Source organism: Mesorhizobium sp. 113-3-9, from assembly GCF_016756515.1.
Classification (GTDB): Bacteria; Pseudomonadota; Alphaproteobacteria; order Rhizobiales; family Rhizobiaceae; genus Mesorhizobium.
This window is the reverse complement of sequence record NZ_AP023246.1, coordinates 5,130,218-5,146,679: the sequence shown is the minus strand read 5'-3', so window position 1 is coordinate 5,146,679 and position 16,462 is coordinate 5,130,218. Positions and strand designations below refer to the sequence as shown.

The 16,462-nt window shown below is 63.9% G+C and carries 16 protein-coding genes; 5 read left to right on the top strand and 11 right to left on the bottom strand.

Translation table 11 applies throughout. The annotated features are described in order from the left end of the window. Positions 1-27: 27 nt before the first annotated feature. Positions 28-1,158, bottom strand: a complete 1,131-nt coding sequence (locus MesoLj_RS25270; RefSeq protein WP_202322950.1) for a glycosyltransferase — start codon at positions 1,156-1,158, stop codon at positions 28-30. Positions 1,159-1,168: 10 nt separating this feature from the next. Next, positions 1,169-1,732: a polysaccharide biosynthesis/export family protein gene (locus tag MesoLj_RS25265; RefSeq protein ID WP_056565427.1), complete on the bottom strand. Its 564-nt coding sequence runs from the start codon at positions 1,730-1,732 to the stop codon at positions 1,169-1,171. Between the two features lie 256 nt (positions 1,733-1,988). On the opposite strand from MesoLj_RS25265, the gene MesoLj_RS25260 reads away from it, so the two are divergent. Continuing rightward, positions 1,989-4,292, top strand: a complete 2,304-nt coding sequence (locus MesoLj_RS25260; RefSeq protein WP_202322949.1) for a GumC family protein — start codon at positions 1,989-1,991, stop codon at positions 4,290-4,292. Between the two features lie 27 nt (positions 4,293-4,319). Here MesoLj_RS25260 and MesoLj_RS25255 read toward each other — a convergent pair whose 3' ends face one another. Both MesoLj_RS25255 and MesoLj_RS25250 read right to left on the bottom strand, forming a co-directional pair. Continuing rightward, entirely contained in the window at positions 4,320-5,156 is an 837-nt protein-coding gene (locus MesoLj_RS25255) for a GNAT family N-acetyltransferase (RefSeq protein ID WP_202322948.1), read from the bottom strand. A gap of 21 nt (positions 5,157-5,177) precedes the next feature. Further along, positions 5,178-6,407, bottom strand: coding sequence for a GNAT family N-acetyltransferase (locus tag MesoLj_RS25250; protein WP_202322947.1), 1,230 nt, complete (start codon positions 6,405-6,407; stop codon positions 5,178-5,180). A 90-nt stretch (positions 6,408-6,497) separates the two neighbouring features. Here MesoLj_RS25250 and MesoLj_RS25245 point away from each other — a divergent pair, with 90 nt between their 5' ends. Next, on the top strand, positions 6,498-7,556 hold the full coding sequence (locus tag MesoLj_RS25245; protein WP_202322946.1) for a polysaccharide deacetylase family protein: 1,059 nt from the start codon (positions 6,498-6,500) through the stop codon (positions 7,554-7,556). A gap of 51 nt (positions 7,557-7,607) precedes the next feature. Here MesoLj_RS25245 and MesoLj_RS25240 read toward each other — a convergent pair whose 3' ends face one another. Together MesoLj_RS25240 and MesoLj_RS25235 are read right to left on the bottom strand one after the other, a co-directional pair. Continuing rightward, complete coding sequence (locus MesoLj_RS25240) at positions 7,608-8,012, bottom strand: hypothetical protein (protein WP_202322945.1); 405 nt, start codon at positions 8,010-8,012, stop codon at positions 7,608-7,610. A gap of 106 nt (positions 8,013-8,118) precedes the next feature. Then, positions 8,119-8,334 (bottom strand): DUF2842 domain-containing protein, encoded by a 216-nt coding sequence (locus tag MesoLj_RS25235; RefSeq protein ID WP_140767893.1) that lies wholly within the window; start codon positions 8,332-8,334, stop codon positions 8,119-8,121. 152 nt (positions 8,335-8,486) lie between these two features. Between MesoLj_RS25235 and MesoLj_RS25230 the strand changes: the two genes are divergently transcribed. After that, complete coding sequence (locus MesoLj_RS25230; RefSeq protein WP_202322944.1) at positions 8,487-9,581, top strand: COX15/CtaA family protein; 1,095 nt, start codon at positions 8,487-8,489, stop codon at positions 9,579-9,581. Between the two features lie 114 nt (positions 9,582-9,695). Here the strand turns inward: MesoLj_RS25230 and MesoLj_RS25225 are convergent, their stop codons facing one another. From MesoLj_RS25225 to speB, 4 genes are all read right to left on the bottom strand, one after another. Then, the gene (locus MesoLj_RS25225; RefSeq protein WP_140767891.1) at positions 9,696-10,019 is read right to left on the bottom strand and encodes a hypothetical protein; all 324 of its coding nucleotides are present in this window, start codon (positions 10,017-10,019) and stop codon (positions 9,696-9,698) included. Positions 10,020-10,095: 76 nt separating this feature from the next. Further along, positions 10,096-10,935, bottom strand: a complete 840-nt coding sequence (locus MesoLj_RS25220) for an aminoglycoside phosphotransferase family protein (RefSeq protein WP_446720258.1) — start codon at positions 10,933-10,935, stop codon at positions 10,096-10,098. Beyond that, complete coding sequence (argC, locus tag MesoLj_RS25215) at positions 10,935-11,861, bottom strand: N-acetyl-gamma-glutamyl-phosphate reductase (protein ID WP_202322942.1); 927 nt, start codon at positions 11,859-11,861, stop codon at positions 10,935-10,937. The genes MesoLj_RS25220 and argC overlap by 1 nt, the downstream gene beginning before the upstream one ends. Before the next feature lie 30 nt (positions 11,862-11,891). After that, positions 11,892-12,899, bottom strand: a complete 1,008-nt coding sequence (gene speB, locus MesoLj_RS25210; protein ID WP_202322941.1) for an agmatinase — start codon at positions 12,897-12,899, stop codon at positions 11,892-11,894. A gap of 123 nt (positions 12,900-13,022) precedes the next feature. Between speB and MesoLj_RS25205 the strand changes: the two genes are divergently transcribed. Next, positions 13,023-14,231, top strand: coding sequence for an acyltransferase family protein (locus tag MesoLj_RS25205; protein ID WP_202322940.1), 1,209 nt, complete (start codon positions 13,023-13,025; stop codon positions 14,229-14,231). Positions 14,232-14,316: 85 nt separating this feature from the next. Beyond that, entirely contained in the window at positions 14,317-15,375 is a 1,059-nt protein-coding gene (locus tag MesoLj_RS25200) for a glycerophosphodiester phosphodiesterase family protein (protein ID WP_202322939.1), read from the top strand. 117 nt (positions 15,376-15,492) lie between these two features. Here MesoLj_RS25200 and MesoLj_RS25195 read toward each other — a convergent pair whose 3' ends face one another. Beyond that, positions 15,493-16,281, bottom strand: a complete 789-nt coding sequence (locus MesoLj_RS25195) for a class I SAM-dependent methyltransferase (protein WP_202322938.1) — start codon at positions 16,279-16,281, stop codon at positions 15,493-15,495. Between the last annotated feature and the right edge of the window lie 181 nt (positions 16,282-16,462).

Here is a 16,462-nt window from a genome sequence, read left to right as displayed (position 1 = left end):
CGCGTGGCTTTGGAAAGGCTTGGGGTGTCACCTGCCGAGCGCGGCGAAATAGGCCTTTTCGATTTCGGCGGCCATGACGTCGGCGCCGAAGCGCGCCTTGAGGCCGGCGCCGTCGGGCATCAGCTTGCTAAAGGCTGCGAGATCGGCCAGCGCTTCACTCATCTTGTCGGTGAGTTCGACGGGATCAGGCCTGATCAGGGCAGGGGAGCCGGCGGCGAAAATCTCTGGTATGCCGCCGACCGAGGTTGCGATCATGGGTCTTGCCGCTGCAAGTGTCTCAAGCACGATATAGGGCATGGCTTCGGCGCGTGAGGGAACGACGACGAGCGCCGCCAGCGCGAAGGCTTCCCTGGCCGGCATTGGCGGCAGGAAGCGGACATGGTCCTGAAGCCCAAGGCGCTTCACCTGCGCGTGGTAGCGCGGCAGGTCGTCGCCGTCGCCGACCATCACCGCGCTCAGCGCACGGCCAAGCCGGGGACCGGCGGCGGCCAGCGCATCGATGAAGATGTCGGGGCCCTTCAGGTCCCGCATCATGCCGATATAGAGCAGATCCGCCGCATCGGGGCCGACGGCCACCGGTTCGAATTCCGTGGCGCGCAGTCCGTTGTAGACCAGCGTGTTCGGGATCGGTGGCTCGCCCACCTTCCGGCGATAGGTTCGCCGCTCATAATCCGAGACGAAGAGCAGGCAATCGGTGAAGCGCGCCATGGAGCGCTCCAGAGCGAAGAACAGCCTCCCCGTGGCTGTTGTTTCGTCATAGTGGAGGGAGCCGCCATGCGGCGAATAAAGGCGGGCTACGCGAGACCTTGATACCCGCAACAATGAGCCGAACAGACGGGCATAGGCGCCACCCTTGGCGCCGTGCCCGTGCAGGACGTCCGGCTGCAATTCCTTGATGATCCTGTAGGTGCGCCGGGCCGAGGCGAGATCGCCCGGGCCGACATGGCGCTGCATTGGCGTGCGATGGATACCGAGCGCCAGCGTGTCCTTCATCTGCTCGAACAGGCGTTCCTCGAATTCGCCGCCGGTGGTCGAATCGCAGACGATCCCGACCACATGACCGGCCGCGACCTGAGCTTCCGTCAGGTCGCGCACATGCCGGAAAATTCCTCCGACGGGTGAACGAAAGCAGTGGACGATCCTGAGCTTGTCCGCCACGTGGTATCTGTCAGAACAGGCGTTCGCGGACGAAGACGGTATCTCCGGGCAGCAGCGGGTCGGAGGTGACCACGCGCCCGGTCATCACCTTGCCGTTGATATCGCGGGTGATGTCGACGCTTTCCTGGTTGGCGCGTGGCGTGAAGCCTCCGGCAATGGCGATGGCCTTCTGCACCGTCAGGCCGGGCACGTAGGAATACTGGCCGGCAGCACCCACTTCGCCCATGACGAAGATCGGCCGGTAGCGGTCGATCTCGACCGAAACGTCCGGATCGCGCAGATAGCCTTGCCGCAATTTGTCGGCGATCTCCTTTTCCATCTGCTGCGCGGTGTGACCACGCGCGGGCACGGCGCCGACAAGCGGGAAGGAGAGATAGCCGGACTGGTCGACACTGTAGGTGTTGGTCAGGCCGTCCTGTTCGAACACGGTGACGCGGACGCGGTCGCCGGCGCCGAGACGATAAGGCTGGTCGAGGACCTCGTGGAAGGCCGCCGGCGGCGGGCGGTAGCTGGAGCAGCCGGCGAGCATCGATACGGCAAGCAGCGCGCGAACAAGGGAAGCAGTGCTTTTCATGACCGGATACGTACCTTCGACTGGCCGCTGCGGCGTCGCAGCAAACATCTGGGATCGGGTTCGTTATCATCCTGTTAGGGTTAATGGCCGGTAAAGGCGACGGCCGTTAGATCTCGCGCCGGCAGGGATTTTGCCATTTTGTCGTTTTTTCTAGCCGCTCGCCAGTAATCCCTAATGGAGTATTACCGCGATCTTAACTGCTGAGTTACCATAGTTGTTTACGGTGCATCCTGACCCAGTTTCGGAGTAGGGATGCATGTCCGTTCAGTCCGCGGCCGCAGATGTCGATGTCGACCTCAGGCAGCTTTTCGCCAGCCTGGCGAGGAACTGGCTGCGCATATTGCTCTTTGTTCTCGTGGTGACAGGCTTGGCGTTTGCTTTCGCTTCTCTCGCGACACGGCACTACAAGGCGCAGACGCAGGTGGAAATCGCCCCGCGCGAATCCGTTTATACCCGCCCGGCCGGCAGCAACAATGACGGCGACAAGCCGATCCTCGACGAGCAAGGCGTCGCCACCCAGGTCCAGATCATTTCGTCCAACGAAATCCTCAAGCAGGTGGCGCAGAAACTCGGCTTGGCGCGGCTGCCCGAGTTCGACGAAACGATCAACATGTCGTCGCTTAGCCGTATGCTGATCCTGCTTGGGCTGAAGAACGATCCGATGGATATTCCGGCCGACGAACGCGTGTTGAAGAAGATGCGCGAGAAGCTCAACGTCTTTGGTGTTGAGAAGACGCGCATCATTGCCATCGAGTTCTCCTCCGAGGATCCCAAGCTCGCCGCAGCCATCCCCGACGCCATTGCCGCTGCCTATATTGCGGGGCAGGGTGCGGCCAAGAGCGAATCGAACACCGCCGCCGCGGATTTTCTGGCGCCTGAGATCGCCGACCTGTCGAAGCAGGTCAGGGATGCCGAGGCCAAGGTCGCGGCGTACCGCGGCCAGTCGGACCTCCTGATGGGCGGCAACAATTCCACCCTGGCCACACAGCAACTGGCCGAGCTGTCGACCGAATTGTCGCGGGTGCGGGCCAACCGCGCCGCGGCCGAAGGCACCGCCGACAGCGTACGCAAGGCGCTGCAGAATGGCGGCTCGCTGGATTCGCTGCCGGAAGTGCTGTCGTCCGACCTGATCCAGCGTTTGCGGGAGCGTCAGGTCGAGCTGCGCGCCAACATCGCCGATCTGTCGACGACGATGCTCGACAATCATCCGCGCGTTCGCGCGGCGAAATCACAGCTGGCCGATCTCGATGCGCAGATCCGTAGCGAAGCGCAGAAGGTCATGAAGGGCCTGGTTATGCAGGCCGATGCCGCCAAGGCGCGTGAAAACCAACTCGTTGCCGACGTCAACACGCTGAAGGCGGCCTCGGCACAGGCTGGCGAACAGCAGGTCGGTCTCGACGCGCTGCAGCGCGATGCGGCGGCCAAGCGCCAACAGCTCGAACTCTATCTGACCAACTACCGCGAGGCAGCTTCGCGCCAGGACCGCAACTATGTGCCGGTCGACGCTCGTGTCTCCTCGCCGGCTTCGGTGCCCTCCGAGCCATACTTCCCCAAGGTCGGGCCGATCGTCGGCGCCGCCGCCGCGGCTTCGCTTCTGCTGGCGGCGGTCTTCACGCTGCTGCGGGAACTCTTCTCAGGCCGCGCCATGCGCCCGGCTACGGGCGCCCGTTTTGCGCCGATCGACGAAGTGGCGATGCCGACAACTGCCCGCCAGGAGCCGGCCGCGCCCCTGGAACCAGCTGTCCGGCTGGAGCCAGCTGTCGCCAGCGAGTTCGCCAATGGTGATGCTGGGGCGTCATGGCCCGAAACGGTCGCGGAATCTGAGATGACGGTGCGAGCCCAGCCCATTGCCGAGCCTGAGCCTGCTACTGAGCCTGAGCCTGCCGCCCAGGCGGAGCCTGTCGCCGAGGCCGTATCAGCTGCCGAGCCGGAACCCGTCGTGGAGGTCCAGCGGCCGCGCTCCGTGCTCGGTGAAATCGACATCGAGAAGGCCGCGGAAAAGCTGATCGCCAGCGGGGCCGCACGCGCCATATTCGTTTCGCCCGAAGGCGATGAGGCAGCCGCATCGGCGGTCCTGGTGGCGCGCGAGGTGTCCGACGCCGGCCTGCGCGTCCTGCTGCTCGATCTTACCGCCTCGGGTGCTGCTTCGCGACCGATGCTGGACAGCGGGCTTTTCCCGGGCATCACCGATCTGCTCGCTTCGCAGGCGCAGTTCAGCGACGTGATCCATGCCGATCTCTATTCCGACTGCCACGTCATTCCGGTCGGCACCGCCGATCCCGTCCGCGCCATGCGCGCCGCCGACAGGTTGCCGATCATCATGCAGTCGCTGACCACGGCCTATGATCTGGTGGTGGTCGAGTGCGGGCCGGCCGATGCGCAAGGCATCAGCCGCCTGGGTGGCGACGCGACCGAAGTGTTCCTGTCCATGCTCGAGCCGGACGACGAGGTGACGCGGGCCGCGGTCAAGCTGATCGAGAGCGGTTACCCCGACCTGACGCTGGTGACGCCGCTTGGCCACGAACCGCCCGGCACCCCGGGCCGGCGTTCGGCGGCCTGAACAGCCGCTGTTCGCAGACCGCCTGGCCTATCCCAGTTCCAGCGTCGTCACGCCGAATACCCTGTTGGCATCAAGCTTCGGGGGTGGGCCTTGATACATGCGGGTGGTGCTGAAGGTCGGTGAGAGGCCCGCCGCATCGAGCGCTGCGATGAAATCGACTTGGGTGGCCGGGACGTCGATGTTCAGTTCGCCGCCTTCGCACGCACTTGCCAACTCTGCGAGCAATTCGAGCGCCGTCTGCGTGTCGTCGGCGAAGAGCGGGCCGACCTTGAAGCCGCTGCGGCAGGAACGGGCCACCGCGTAGCCGGCCACCCCCCACGATTGGATCGCCGCCAAGGCACGGTGAGGCGGCTGCAGCCATTGCTGCAGGAAAGAGTGCCGGGGCGCGGGAAAGCAAAGCGCGTCATAGCCGATGATGTCGGGCACCGGTTGCGCACTCACCATGCGAGGCCGCCCGGCGCCGACGGGCGAGCCCGCAAGGCGCCCGCTGTAGCGGATGGTCTCGTAGACCGGCCTGAACCCTTTGCTCTGGTAGTTGGCCCGCTGCTCTTCGACGCCATCCAGTCCGATGGTGCGCCCGGCCAACCTGGCCATGCCGGCGGTCCACACCGCCTTGCCATAGCCCTTACCGCGCATGTCCGGACGGCTGATGTAGAGGCCGATGAAACCAAAATCGCGCCCATAGGCCACCGCCGAAATCGCGGCGACCATCTCGTCGCCGACAAAAGCCCCGATGAATCCCTCCGGATCCGCGGCCTGGAACATCGCCGCGTCTTCAAGGCCCGGGTTCCAGCCCTCGGCGGCTGCCCAGTCGATCAGGTCGGTCAGTTCCCGGAGGGTTAGCGTGCGGATGGTCGGCTTCATGGCGCTCATTTCGAAGCGAGCTTAACTGTCGTCCTCGACAGCCGCGGGCGCCGGCTGTCCGGCTGCCTTGCGGCGCAGCATCTTGGTCAGCTTCCAGATCGTCGGGCTGTTCTTGATGAAGTCCTTCAGCCGCGCGCCCTGCCGTAGCGTCTGCGCCAGGGCGCGGCCCTTCAGTGTCAGCGGGGCCAGCACCTCGAAATGCCGCGTTTCGATATCGCACCACTGCCGTTTGTAGGCCTCGTCGCCGACGGAGAAATCATAGACGGCAAAACCGGTGTCGCAGGCTTCCTGTATGTTGTCGAAGAACAGGAAGTCGCCGGGACTGCTGTTCGCGAGATCGTCCTCCGCGATCGCGCCGAATTCGCAGATCAGGCGCTTGCCCGAACGGCTCGACCCAGTGACGGCGCGCAGCTTGCCGGCGACCTCCAAGCCATGGAGCACGAAGGACGGCTTGTCCTCGGCCAGGGCTTGCGTGAACAGCCCCCGGAAGAAGGCCCGTGTCCGGGCGTCGCCGAAGACGTTGGCAATGCCCATCTTGCGGAAGCGATGTTCCTTCATCTCGAAGAAGGCGTCGAGCAGCCTGTCCACCTCGTCCGAAGTTCGCGCCTCGATGCGCCGGTGGCTGCCGACGGCCTCGAATTTGCGCGTCTGCGAACGATGCTTCTTGCGTTTGCGCTTGCCGCTGGCGCGCAGCAGCAATGCATCGAACCCACCGGCAAGGTTCACGGCCAGTGAAAGATTGGGGCTGGCAAAATGGTCGAGCGACGCAAGCGGATTGGCGATGCCGTCGAGATCGGGCAGCAACCGTTCCAGCGCGATGAGATCGATGTCGGGACGAGCCTTGGCGATGGCTGCGAACATCGCGCGGACGGTCGCGCGATCCGCCCTGGTCAGCCATTGGGTGTCGGCTGCCGCGAAATTTCCATTGGCGTGGCGGTCGCCCATGAAACGGGCGACCCGGAACGGGCCGCGGCTGACAATCTCCAGCGCCAGCGCGAAGACCGGCTTGCCTTCGAGAGTGAGCGTCGCCACGAGCAGATCCGGCTTGACCTGGGCGGCCCAGTTCAGGATCCATGTCGCGCCCTGTGCCGGCGCGCTAAGCGCCGACCGGCAGAACTCCGCATAGGCCGCTAGCCCGTCCGTACCCACAACGGAAACCGACAGCCCCTCGGCATCCTTCGGCAGGGCGCGTGGCGACGCCTCGGTCGCCGCGAGCCGATTGCCGTCAAATGACGCCATTGCGTCAACCATACCTCAATCCTTAAGGCGTATTGATCCCGATTTGGGGGGCGCTCAGGCGTATTCCGTGCTTGGATCAGCCTAGGCGCAAAAGGTGAATGAATGATCGACGGTGGGGAGGCAATCCGGAAACTGGCGCTCAACGTCGCCCGTTATACCGGCCTTGCACCGCTGGCCAGGCCATTTGTCGGCGGCATCGGCGCCATCCTGATGCTGCACCGCGTGACGGCGACACCGGAAAAGCCCGACAGCGTCAACCGGCATCTCAACATAGCGCCGAGCTTCCTCGACGCGGTGATCGGTGACATGAAGGCGGATGGCTATGCCTTCGTCTCGATGGACGAAGCCGTGGAGCGCATCAAGGCAGGCGGCAAGGGCGGTCGGTTCGCCACCATCACCGCAGACGATGCCTATCGTGACAACATGACCGAGGCCCTGCCGGTGCTGGAAAAGCACGGCGCGCCGATAACCATCTATGTCGCGCCCGGCCTGATCGACGGCACCGCCGATCTGTGGTGGGACGTAGCCGAGGACATCGTCAATGCGTGCGAGCGCCTGACGCTCGCGACCCCGAACGGTCCGGCGGTGATCGATTGCGCGACCCCTGCCAGGAAAACCCAGGCGATAGCCCGGCTGCATGCCTATCTCGCCACCGAGGTTCGCGAGGAGGATTTGCGGACCGTGCTGCGCGATCTGGCCAGTTCAAATGGCGTCGACGCGGACGCTCCGCGCCTGCGGACACTGATGAACTGGGATGAGATTCGCACTGTCGCGGCGCATCCATTGGTGACGATTGGCGCCCATACGATCAACCACAGCAATCTGAAGCGGCTGTCCGAAGCCGATGCGCGGCATGAGATCGGCGCGGTAAAGGATAAGTTGCGCGCCGAGCTCGGCAGGGAGCCCCGCCATTTCGCCTATCCCTATGGCTACGCGAGCGCCGTCGGCTGCCGCGAAGTGGGCTTTGCCCGTGACGCCGGCTATGTCTCCGCCGTGACGACCCGCCATGGCGTGCTGCGCGCCGAACATGCCGGCTTCCTGCATGCCTTGCCGCGCATTTCGATCAATGGCCGCTACCAGAGCCTCGCCCACATCCGCACCATGCTGTCGGGCGTGACCACGCCGCTCGCCAATGCCGGCAAGATGGTTGTCACCGTCTGACGGGCTGCCTTGTCGGGCAAGGCGATCGAGCCGGCGAACATCCGCAACGTGTCAGCATTTGTGGAAATAGCGGTAGGTGTCCGGTGCGCTCATCCATTTGAAGTCGGCTGTCAATCCGCCATGCGCGTTGATCCAGCCGCGGATGTCGGAGGCATAAGCGTTCCACAACACGCCGGTCATGTCGGTGCGGTGCGCGAGGTGGAAGCCAAAGCTCGCCGCCGGCATCACGCATATGCGGCTGCGGGGGACATAGCCGAGCAGCACCGTGCAGGCGGACTGGCATTTGCCGACAATGCGCACATTGACGCCGCGCGCCGCCAACGCTTTCCACCGCTGGCTGTAGGCGGCGACGCTGCCGCCATGGTCGTCCGAGACGTTGATGGTTTCGGCTGCCGCGGCCGACACGGCCAGTGAGGTGAACAGCAAGGCCAGCCCTGCGAACATCGCTTTCAGCATGCCGGCCTCCCCAGGTGAGAGCGGTCAGGATAGTCCCTTGTTCGTGGGTCGATGAATCACATTCGCGTTCTTGACGCGTGACCTTGTAAACCGACGCGGGCCTGTTTCAGCCTTTCGAGCGCGGATCCAGCATCAGCCACTTGATGATGCCCATCGCCGGCAGCACCCACAGCAGTCCGCTGAGCAGGAAGAACAGGAATTGCACCAACGCGCTCGATTCCGACAAACGGGCGACCGCGAAGATCGATGCGACGAGCGCATAGATGATCACCAGCGCCACTAGCAGGAACATTCCGATCAGCTTCTTCAGGCGAATGGGCATGGCTTGGCCTCGTTGATCGCTATCGCTTAAGCCGAACGCAGGATGCGTGCAACCCGCCGCGGGCGGCGCGACGGCGTGCCGCGCCGGATGGCCTTGCCAGCAGGGGTGCGATGGTTCACCTATCCGCGACTTCAACCTGCCGGGACAAGATCATGGCTGCCATATCAGCCGCCGCTGCGCCATACGCTGCCCGCGACCGCGACCTGCACAACCGGGCGCTGGTTCGGGGCTGGCTTTATGTCGTGCTTCTGGTGCTGTTTGCACTGGTGCTGGTAGGCGGCGCCACGCGGCTTACCGAGTCGGGTCTGTCGATCACCGAATGGCAGCCGATCCATGGCGTCATCCCGCCGCTCAACGACGCCGAGTGGCAAGAGGAGTTCCAGCGCTACCAGCAGATCCCGCAATACACCGAGCTCAACAAGGGCATGAGCATCGAGGCGTTCAAGTCGATCTTCTGGTGGGAGTGGGCGCACCGTCTGCTGGCGCGCAGCGTCGGCCTGGTCTTTGCCTTGCCGCTGCTGGTGTTCTGGGTGACACGCCGCATCGAGCGCGGCCTGGGGCCGAAACTCGTCGGCATTCTTCTCCTCGGCGGCCTGCAGGGCGCCATCGGATGGTGGATGGTCGCTTCCGGCCTTGTCGACCGTGTGTCGGTGAGCCAGTACAGGCTGGCGACGCATCTGACGCTGGCGGCGCTGATCTTCACCGCCACCATGGTCGTGGCGCGTGGGCTGGCCCCGCATTCGGAGCCTGCGGCCGATCGCTCTACGCAGCGCATGGCCGGCTTCATCGTGCTTCTGGCGTTGATCCAGATCTATCTCGGCGGTCTTGTCGCCGGTCTCAATGCCGGTTTGAGCTACAACACCTGGCCGCTGATGGACGGCAAGATCATCCCCGGCGACCTGCTGATCCTCGAGCCGGCATGGCGCAACTTCTTCGAAAGCCCGAAGACGGTGCAGTTCGTCCATCGGCTCGGCGCTTATACGGTCTTCGCCGTCGCGCTCTGGCACATGATCGCGACACGGATCCGCCTGCCGGGCTCAACCCATGCCCGTCGCGCAACGCTATTGTTCGTGCTGGTGCTGGTGCAGGCGTCGATCGGCATCGGCACGCTGCTGATGCAGGTGCCGCTGCATATGGCGCTCACCCATCAGGGTTTCGCACTGATCGTGCTGGGCTTTGCCGCCGCTCATTGGCGCGGCACCAAGGCAGCTTACCCCTTGCCGCAAGAGATCGCGCCAAGGAGTTGAGAGCAATTCCAGGAAAAATGTGAGCGGTTTTCCGTCCGGAATTGCGTCAAAACAAACAGTTAGAGCGATTCACCGGTTCCTTGAAACGGTGAATCGCTCGAGCCGATCAGCTCGTCACATCCAGAATTCGTTGGACTGCGTGGTTTTCTCGCCGTCGAACTCCGCCTGGCGCAAAGCAGCGGCGGACGGCGTTGACTGGCTCTGAGCGGCCTTGGCAGCCTTGTCGGCGTCGGCGGCCCGGAGCGCATCAAGCTTGGCCTGGGCCACCGCCATATCCTGCCGGATCTGGGCGGCCTTGACTTCATCCGTGATCGCCTTGGCCTGATCCTCCAGGTCCTGGATCTGCTTTTCGAGCGCTGCCTCCTGGGCTGCATTGCTCGAGGAACTGGACGAGGAATACTGGGTTGCCGAGGAAGAACCCGAGATCGCGCTGACCATGGCAAATCCTTGTGAAGCCAGGACATGGTCACTAGCCGATCATGGTGAACAATCGATTACTTCGGCCGTTCCCGGGTCAGAAATTCGTCCGCACGGCCCGGATCGCCCTGGCGATCGACAGCTCGCGGTTCTCCTCGTCCGCATTGTCGTCCTCGTGATGCCATGCCGCGGACAGGCAGCCATAGGCGATGGCATGGTCCAGTATCGCGGCCGGCGACTGCCCCAGCGTCCTGGCAAAGACTTCGGCCATGTGCGCGATCCGCAGGGGATCGAGGCAGAGCGCGTCGCGGTCGAGCGGGTTGTAGAACATGTTGGCGGCGTCGAAGCCGGGATCGCCAAGCACGCCCTTCGGGTCGATCGCCAGCCAGCCGCGCGGGCCCTGCAGGATGTTTTCGTGATGCAGGTCACCATGCAGCGGCCTGACGTCATGCGGATCATCCAGCAGCCGTTCTGCGATGGCGGCGGCCTCGACATAGAGGCTGTCATGGCGGGCGCCGCGGTCTGTTGCGGCTTTCTTGAACAGGCTGGCGAACCGTTCCCTGAGCGGCTGAAGTTCGGGCGGGAAGGGGTGCTTCGATGGCGAAAACAATTTCGCCATTACATCCGCCGCTATCTCTGTTGCGGCGTTGTCGCCGTGTTCATCGAGAACCCGCGAGAGCAGCGTGTCGCCGACATATTCAAGCAGCATGCTGTGGCCGTCGCGGGCAAGCAGGCGCACCGCGCCTTCGCCCCGCCGCCAGGCAAGAAAATGCTCGCCGCGCAACTCGTCGGCTACATCGTCGAATGGCTTGAGCGCCTTGACGACGGCCGGCGAGCCGTCCTCGCGAACAACCTTCCAGATGCGGCTCGAAAAGGTCTCGGCAATGAGTTCTGGCGCGCTGACCTTCCAGCGCGCCGGAAAGTCCGGTGCGTCCATCAAAGGCCGAGCATCAGGTCCATGTTCTGGACGGCCGCGCCCGAGGCACCCTTGCCGAGATTGTCATAGACCGCCAGCAGCAGCGCTTGCGCTCTGTTGTCGTTGGCAAAGACATAGACCTTCATGCGGTTGGTGCCGTTGTAGATCTCGGGATCGATCTCCGGCACACGCTCCAGATGGGCGTAAGGCGCCACTTCCACCACGCCGCCCTTGATCGCGGCGAAATGGTCGGCAATGGCCGCATGGAGTTCCGCGCCCGTCGGCACATGGTCCAGGCCACCAAGCTGCAACGGCACCACGGTGATCATGCCTTGGGCGAAATTGCCGACCGCCGGCTGCATGATCGGATCATGCGACAGCTTCGCATAGGCCCTCAGCTCCGGCACGTGCTTGTGCTGCAGGGTCAGGCCATAGGGCAGGAACTCCGAGGCGTCCTCGCCCTTGGCGACATAGTCCTCGATCATCGGCCGACCGCCGCCCGAATAGCCCGAAATGCCGTTGACGGTGATGGGGAAATCGGTTGGCAGCAGGCCTGCGGCAACCAGTGGCCGCAATGTCGCGATCGGCCCCTGCGGCCAGCAGCCGGGATTGGCGACGCGCTTGGCCGTGGCGATCACCTTGGCCTGATCCTTGTCCATCTCGGCGAAGCCATATGCCCAGCCTTCGGCGACGCGATGCGCGGTCGACGCATCGATGACTTTGGTGGTGTCGTTGGCGATCAGCGAGACGCTCTCCTTCGCCGCATCGTCCGGCAGGCACAGGATCGCGATATCGGCGGCATTGAGGAATTCGGCGCGCGCCGCCGTCTCCTTGCGGCGCTCGGCGGGAATGGAAATGATCTCCAGGTCGCCACGCTCGGCAAGCAGCGCTAGGATCTGGAGGCCGGTGGTGCCGTGCTCGCCGTCGATGAAGATTTTCGGTTTCATAACCTGATCAAATTCCCTGATATTTCAACACTATATGCCGTGACCTTGATTCACCGCGGCACCATTATGATTGCCGTTGTTCATCTCTACCTGTCGTGCCTTTCGTTCAGCCAGCAGGCCGAGATATTGCATGGCGACCATCGAGCCGGCGATCGCCGTTATATCGGCGTGATCGTAGGCCGGCGCAACCTCCACGACGTCGGCTCCGACAATATCGATTTGGTTGAGCTGACGCAGCGTCGACAGGATCTTCGCCGACGAAGGCCCGCCGGCCACTGGCGTGCCTGTGCCGGGCGCATAGGCCGGGTCGAGGCAGTCGATGTCGAAGGTCAGATAAGTCTTCTTGCCGCCCGTGCGGTCGACGATGGCATAGGCGATATCGGATGCACGCATCTCCTCGATCTCATGGCCGTAGAGGATCTTGATGCCGAACGTGTCGGGCGCGTGCGTCCGGATGCCGATCTGGATCGACCGGTCGGGGTCGATGATGCCTTCCTTGACCGCACGGCCGACGAAGGATCCGTGGTCGATGCGCTTGCCGTCATCTTCCCACGTATCCTGGTGCGCGTCGAACTGCACCAGGGCGAGCGGCCCGTGGATCGCGGCGTGTGCCTTGAGCAGCGGCCAGGTGACGAAATGGTCACCGCCAAGCGTCAGCAGAAAGGCGCCCGACTTCAGGATTTTCGTCGCTTCGCGCTCGATCGTGCCGGGCGTCTTCTGGTGGTTGCCGGAGTCGAGCAGGCAGTCGCCATAGTCGACCACAGCCAGATGCTCGAACAGATCGCGCGAGAACGGGTATTGCGGGTCATTATCGAGGATCGCAGAGGCACGGCGAATCGCCTGCGGCCCGAAGCGGGCGCCAGGCCGGTTGGTAACGGCTGCGTCGAAGGGAATGCCCCACACCACCGCGTCCGCGCCCTTCACGTCCTTGGTGTATTTGCGCCGCATGAACGACAGCGCGCCGGAATAGGTCGGCTCAAGGGCGCCGCCGGTTTTGGAGCGGGCGGTGAAGGCATGGTCGATGTTCTTGGTCGCCATTACTGGTCCTCGTTTTCATCGGGGTGCAACAACTACAGAACCGGCACGGAAGATGCCAGTCACAGCTTGGGGAGACGAAACGGTGCCGCCCGGGTACCACGGCAAGACAGGATTTGTATCATCATGACGCAGACCGCGTTTCTTAATCCGTCCCATGCCGTGGTGTCGACCCATGCCGGTACGGTAGCGGGAGAACGCTTCCAGGTTCTCGATTCGTGGCGCGGCATCTGCGCGCTTCTGGTGGCGCTGTTTCATTTCCCGACCGCCTCGTCGATCTCGCAAAGCGCCTTTGTGGGTTCGTCCTACCTTTTCGTCGACTTCTTCTTCGTTCTTTCCGGTTTCGTCATCGCCAGCAGCTATGCCAATCGGCTGAGCCGGCCGGAAGAGGTCGCCGGCTTCGCGCTGGTGCGTTTCGGCCGCATCTACCCGCTGCATCTGCTGATGCTTGCGGCCTTTGCGGGGTTCGAGTTGCTGCGGCTGATGCTGCCGCAACTGCATGGCACCGGCGCAGCCCCTTTCACCGGCGGTTTCGATTTGAATAGCCTGCTTGTCAATCTGTTCCTGCTGCAAGGGATGGGCTTCGAGGACCGGCTGACCTGGAATGCACCAAGCTGGAGCATTTCGGCCGAGTTCTTCGCCTATCTCCTGTTCGCGGGCGTGGTCTTCGTCGCCGGCGCGCGTGCCTGGATATGGTTTGTCGCCGCCGCCGTCACTGCGCCGCTGTTCCTGCTCGGCTTCTCCACGCATCATATGGACGTGTCCTACGATTTCGGCTTCATCCGCTGTCTCTACGGCTTCTCGCTTGGCGCCCTGCTGGCCTGGTTTCAGCATGATTCCATTGCAGGGGCGCGACAGCTTCTCGCCAGGCGCGGCCCGCGGATGGATTGGACCCTTGCCGAAATCGTCATGGTGGCGGTCATCGTCCTTTTCGTCTCGCTGGCGGGCAGCAATGATTTCGGCATCGCCGCACCTGTGGTGTTCGTACTGGCGCTGTTTCTCTTCGCCCATGAAGGCGGCTGGATCTCCGCCTTGCTGAGGGCGCCGTTCATGCTGACGCTCGGCGCGCTGTCCTACTCGATCTACATGGTCCACATCTTCGTCCAGGCGCGTCTGATCAATCTTGCCGGGCTCGTCGAACGCAAGCTCGGCCTCGGCCTGATCGGCGACTTCGTCCTGCGCGGCCAACCCGCGACCGGCTTCGGCGCAGGCTGGGCCGGGACCGTGGCAATCGTCGTCATGCTTGTCGCCACCATCGCCGCCTCCTGGATGACCTGGCGCCTGGTCGAGATGCCGGCCATGGCATGGTTTCGCCGGGTGTCCAGGCGCATCTGACGCACCATCTGCTAGCCGGCTTCATTCACCCGCCTGTCACGGGCATCGCCTATCCCGGTTTCGATCCGGCAAGGAGCGATTCTCGATGCGGACAATCTGGCTGAGCCTTCTGCTTTCCACGGCATTTGCGGCCACCTCCGGCCAGGCCCTGGCTGGCGAAAGCCGCGCCAGGCAGATCCTCGACCGCTTCGAACATGCCAACCAGTGGCGCGACCACGTCATGGTGGCCGCGCACCGCGCCGGGAGCATGCAGGCCGGCAAGACGCTCTATGCGGAAAACTCGATTGCCGCCGTCGAAGGCTCGATCGCCATGGGCGCCGAGATCGTCGAGGTCGACATCAGGCGCTCGAAGGACGGCGAATTCGTCGTCATGCATGACAGCTGGCTCGACCGCACCACGACCTGCAAGGGCGAGGTGGTGAACTATACGCTGGCCGACCTGAAGGATTGCCGGCTGGTGGTGGAGGGCACCCGCACCGTCACCAATGAGACGGTCTCGACGCTGCGCGAGATGCTGCTGGCGACCAGGGATAGGATCCTCATCAATCTCGACAACAAGCTCGAAGTCGGCGATCTCCCGGGCGTGATCGCGGTGGCGCGTGATCTCGGCATGGCCGACCAGGTCATCGTCAAGGAGAACCTCTGGAACCAGAACCGGATCACCACGGTCAAAGCCGCGATGGCTGCCATCGGCGGCGGTGTCCAGTTCATGCCGATCATCGCCGATGACGCTGTGCATGATGCCGGTTTCGCTGAGACCGTCGACCACGCTTTTGCGCCGCGCGCGATCGAGTTGATCAACTGGCGGGCGGGCGCCGAAACGCTGACGCAAACCGGCGGGCCGCTGTTCAGCACGCGCATGCGCGCCGCCGCGGCACGCGGCAACTGGCACATCTGGGCCGACACCTACGCCATCGTCAACAAGCCCGGCGGTTTTCTCGCCGGCGGCCGTGGCGACGAACTGGCCGTGCAGGCCAGCCTGCCGCGTGAGGCATGGGGTTTCTGGGCCGATCGCGGCGCCACCATCATCCAGACCGACGAGCCGAAAGCGGCCATCGACTGGCTGGCGGCGAACGGCTATCGCGTGCCTTATGCCGGGACGGGCGAACGCCTCGAACCTGCCGCGACCGCCAGCATCAATTGAGCCAGAGCCACGAGCGCATGGTGCTGCTGTTCAACAGTGACGATCCGGACGCACTTGCACCGAACCCGGCCGAGCCTAAGGCGAAGAAGAAAGCGGCGACGTAAGGCGCCGCACGCATTAAGCGGCCTTTCGCCCCTTGATCGCCGTCGACCAGGCGTGAACCGTGATCGCTCCCGTGGCGCTTGCCGGCAGTCTGTCCTTTAGTCGGCGTTTCAGCTCCGCGCTCTCCGCATCCGACAGCTTTCCGGCGATTCCGCTCGGGCTGCTCACGACCATGGATAGCCAATAATCGTCGAAGTCAGCGAAGGTGCGTTCGACGACAAGCTCGCGCGTTTCGACATCGCGGATGCCGAGCTCCGCCCAAAGCGCCTTCAGCGCCGCGAAACGCGAGACCTCCGCGCTCGGCGGACGTGCAGCCGATTTGCCCATCGCGTCCATCTCCTCCCACAAATGCTGCGTAGGGGTGCCGCCGCGCATAACGTCCCAGGTGTAGGACGCGACGATGCCGCCGGGCTTCGTCACGCGGAGCATTTCCGAGGCGCCCTTGCGCGGGTCGGGGACGAAGAACAGCACCAGCGCCATCACCGCGACGTCGAAGCGGTTGGCGTCGTAGGGAAGGGCCATCGCATCGCCAATCGACAGCTCGACCTGCTTTGCCGAGATTTTTTGCCGAGCAGTCGCAATCTGCGCGTCGGAGGGATCGATCGCGCAAACGGACGAAGGGGCGGACTTCGCTAGAATGAGCTCTGTGAACGCGCCGTTGCCGGCACCGACATCAACCCAGGCCCGTCCGGAGTCCGGCGCCAGCCAGTCGAGGAACAAAGCCCCGGCGGATCGGCTCCAGGGAGCCATGAAGCGCTCGTAAGCCGCGCCGTCGGTGAATTTGATCGGTTCGGGTGACGACATCTGAGATCTCCCCTAAGAATTACCTATCCAGATATCCTTTGGACCGAAAAGGCCGGTCCCTGTTTCGTAGCATGGTGCCGCGCCGCGCGCGACGGACCGCAGCAAATTTGCACATGGCATGCAACTGGCGTTCCTCGGCTCTGCGCTCGCCGTGGCCGGTGCGGCGCTCTGCGCGTTCCTG

Coding starts and splice junctions, on each gene's coding strand:
- MesoLj_RS25265 (WP_056565427.1), bottom strand. CDS start 1,732: ATGAAAAGCACTGCTTCCCTTGTTCGCGCGCTGCTTGCCGTATCGATG.
- MesoLj_RS25260 (WP_202322949.1), top strand. CDS start 1,989: ATGTCCGTTCAGTCCGCGGCCGCAGATGTCGATGTCGACCTCAGGCAG.
- MesoLj_RS25255 (WP_202322948.1), bottom strand. CDS start 5,156: ATGAAGCCGACCATCCGCACGCTAACCCTCCGGGAACTGACCGACCTG.
- MesoLj_RS25250 (WP_202322947.1), bottom strand. CDS start 6,407: ATGGTTGACGCAATGGCGTCATTTGACGGCAATCGGCTCGCGGCGACC.
- MesoLj_RS25245 (WP_202322946.1), top strand. CDS start 6,498: ATGATCGACGGTGGGGAGGCAATCCGGAAACTGGCGCTCAACGTCGCC.
- MesoLj_RS25240 (WP_202322945.1), bottom strand. CDS start 8,012: ATGCTGAAAGCGATGTTCGCAGGGCTGGCCTTGCTGTTCACCTCACTG.
- MesoLj_RS25235 (WP_140767893.1), bottom strand. CDS start 8,334: ATGCCCATTCGCCTGAAGAAGCTGATCGGAATGTTCCTGCTAGTGGCG.
- MesoLj_RS25230 (WP_202322944.1), top strand. CDS start 8,487: ATGGCTGCCATATCAGCCGCCGCTGCGCCATACGCTGCCCGCGACCGC.
- MesoLj_RS25225 (WP_140767891.1), bottom strand. CDS start 10,019: ATGGTCAGCGCGATCTCGGGTTCTTCCTCGGCAACCCAGTATTCCTCG.
- MesoLj_RS25220 (WP_446720258.1), bottom strand. CDS start 10,935: ATGGACGCACCGGACTTTCCGGCGCGCTGGAAGGTCAGCGCGCCAGAA.
- argC (WP_202322942.1), bottom strand. CDS start 11,861: ATGAAACCGAAAATCTTCATCGACGGCGAGCACGGCACCACCGGCCTC.
- speB (WP_202322941.1), bottom strand. CDS start 12,899: ATGGCGACCAAGAACATCGACCATGCCTTCACCGCCCGCTCCAAAACC.
- MesoLj_RS25205 (WP_202322940.1), top strand. CDS start 13,023: ATGACGCAGACCGCGTTTCTTAATCCGTCCCATGCCGTGGTGTCGACC.
- MesoLj_RS25200 (WP_202322939.1), top strand. CDS start 14,317: ATGCGGACAATCTGGCTGAGCCTTCTGCTTTCCACGGCATTTGCGGCC.
- MesoLj_RS25195 (WP_202322938.1), bottom strand. CDS start 16,281: ATGTCGTCACCCGAACCGATCAAATTCACCGACGGCGCGGCTTACGAG.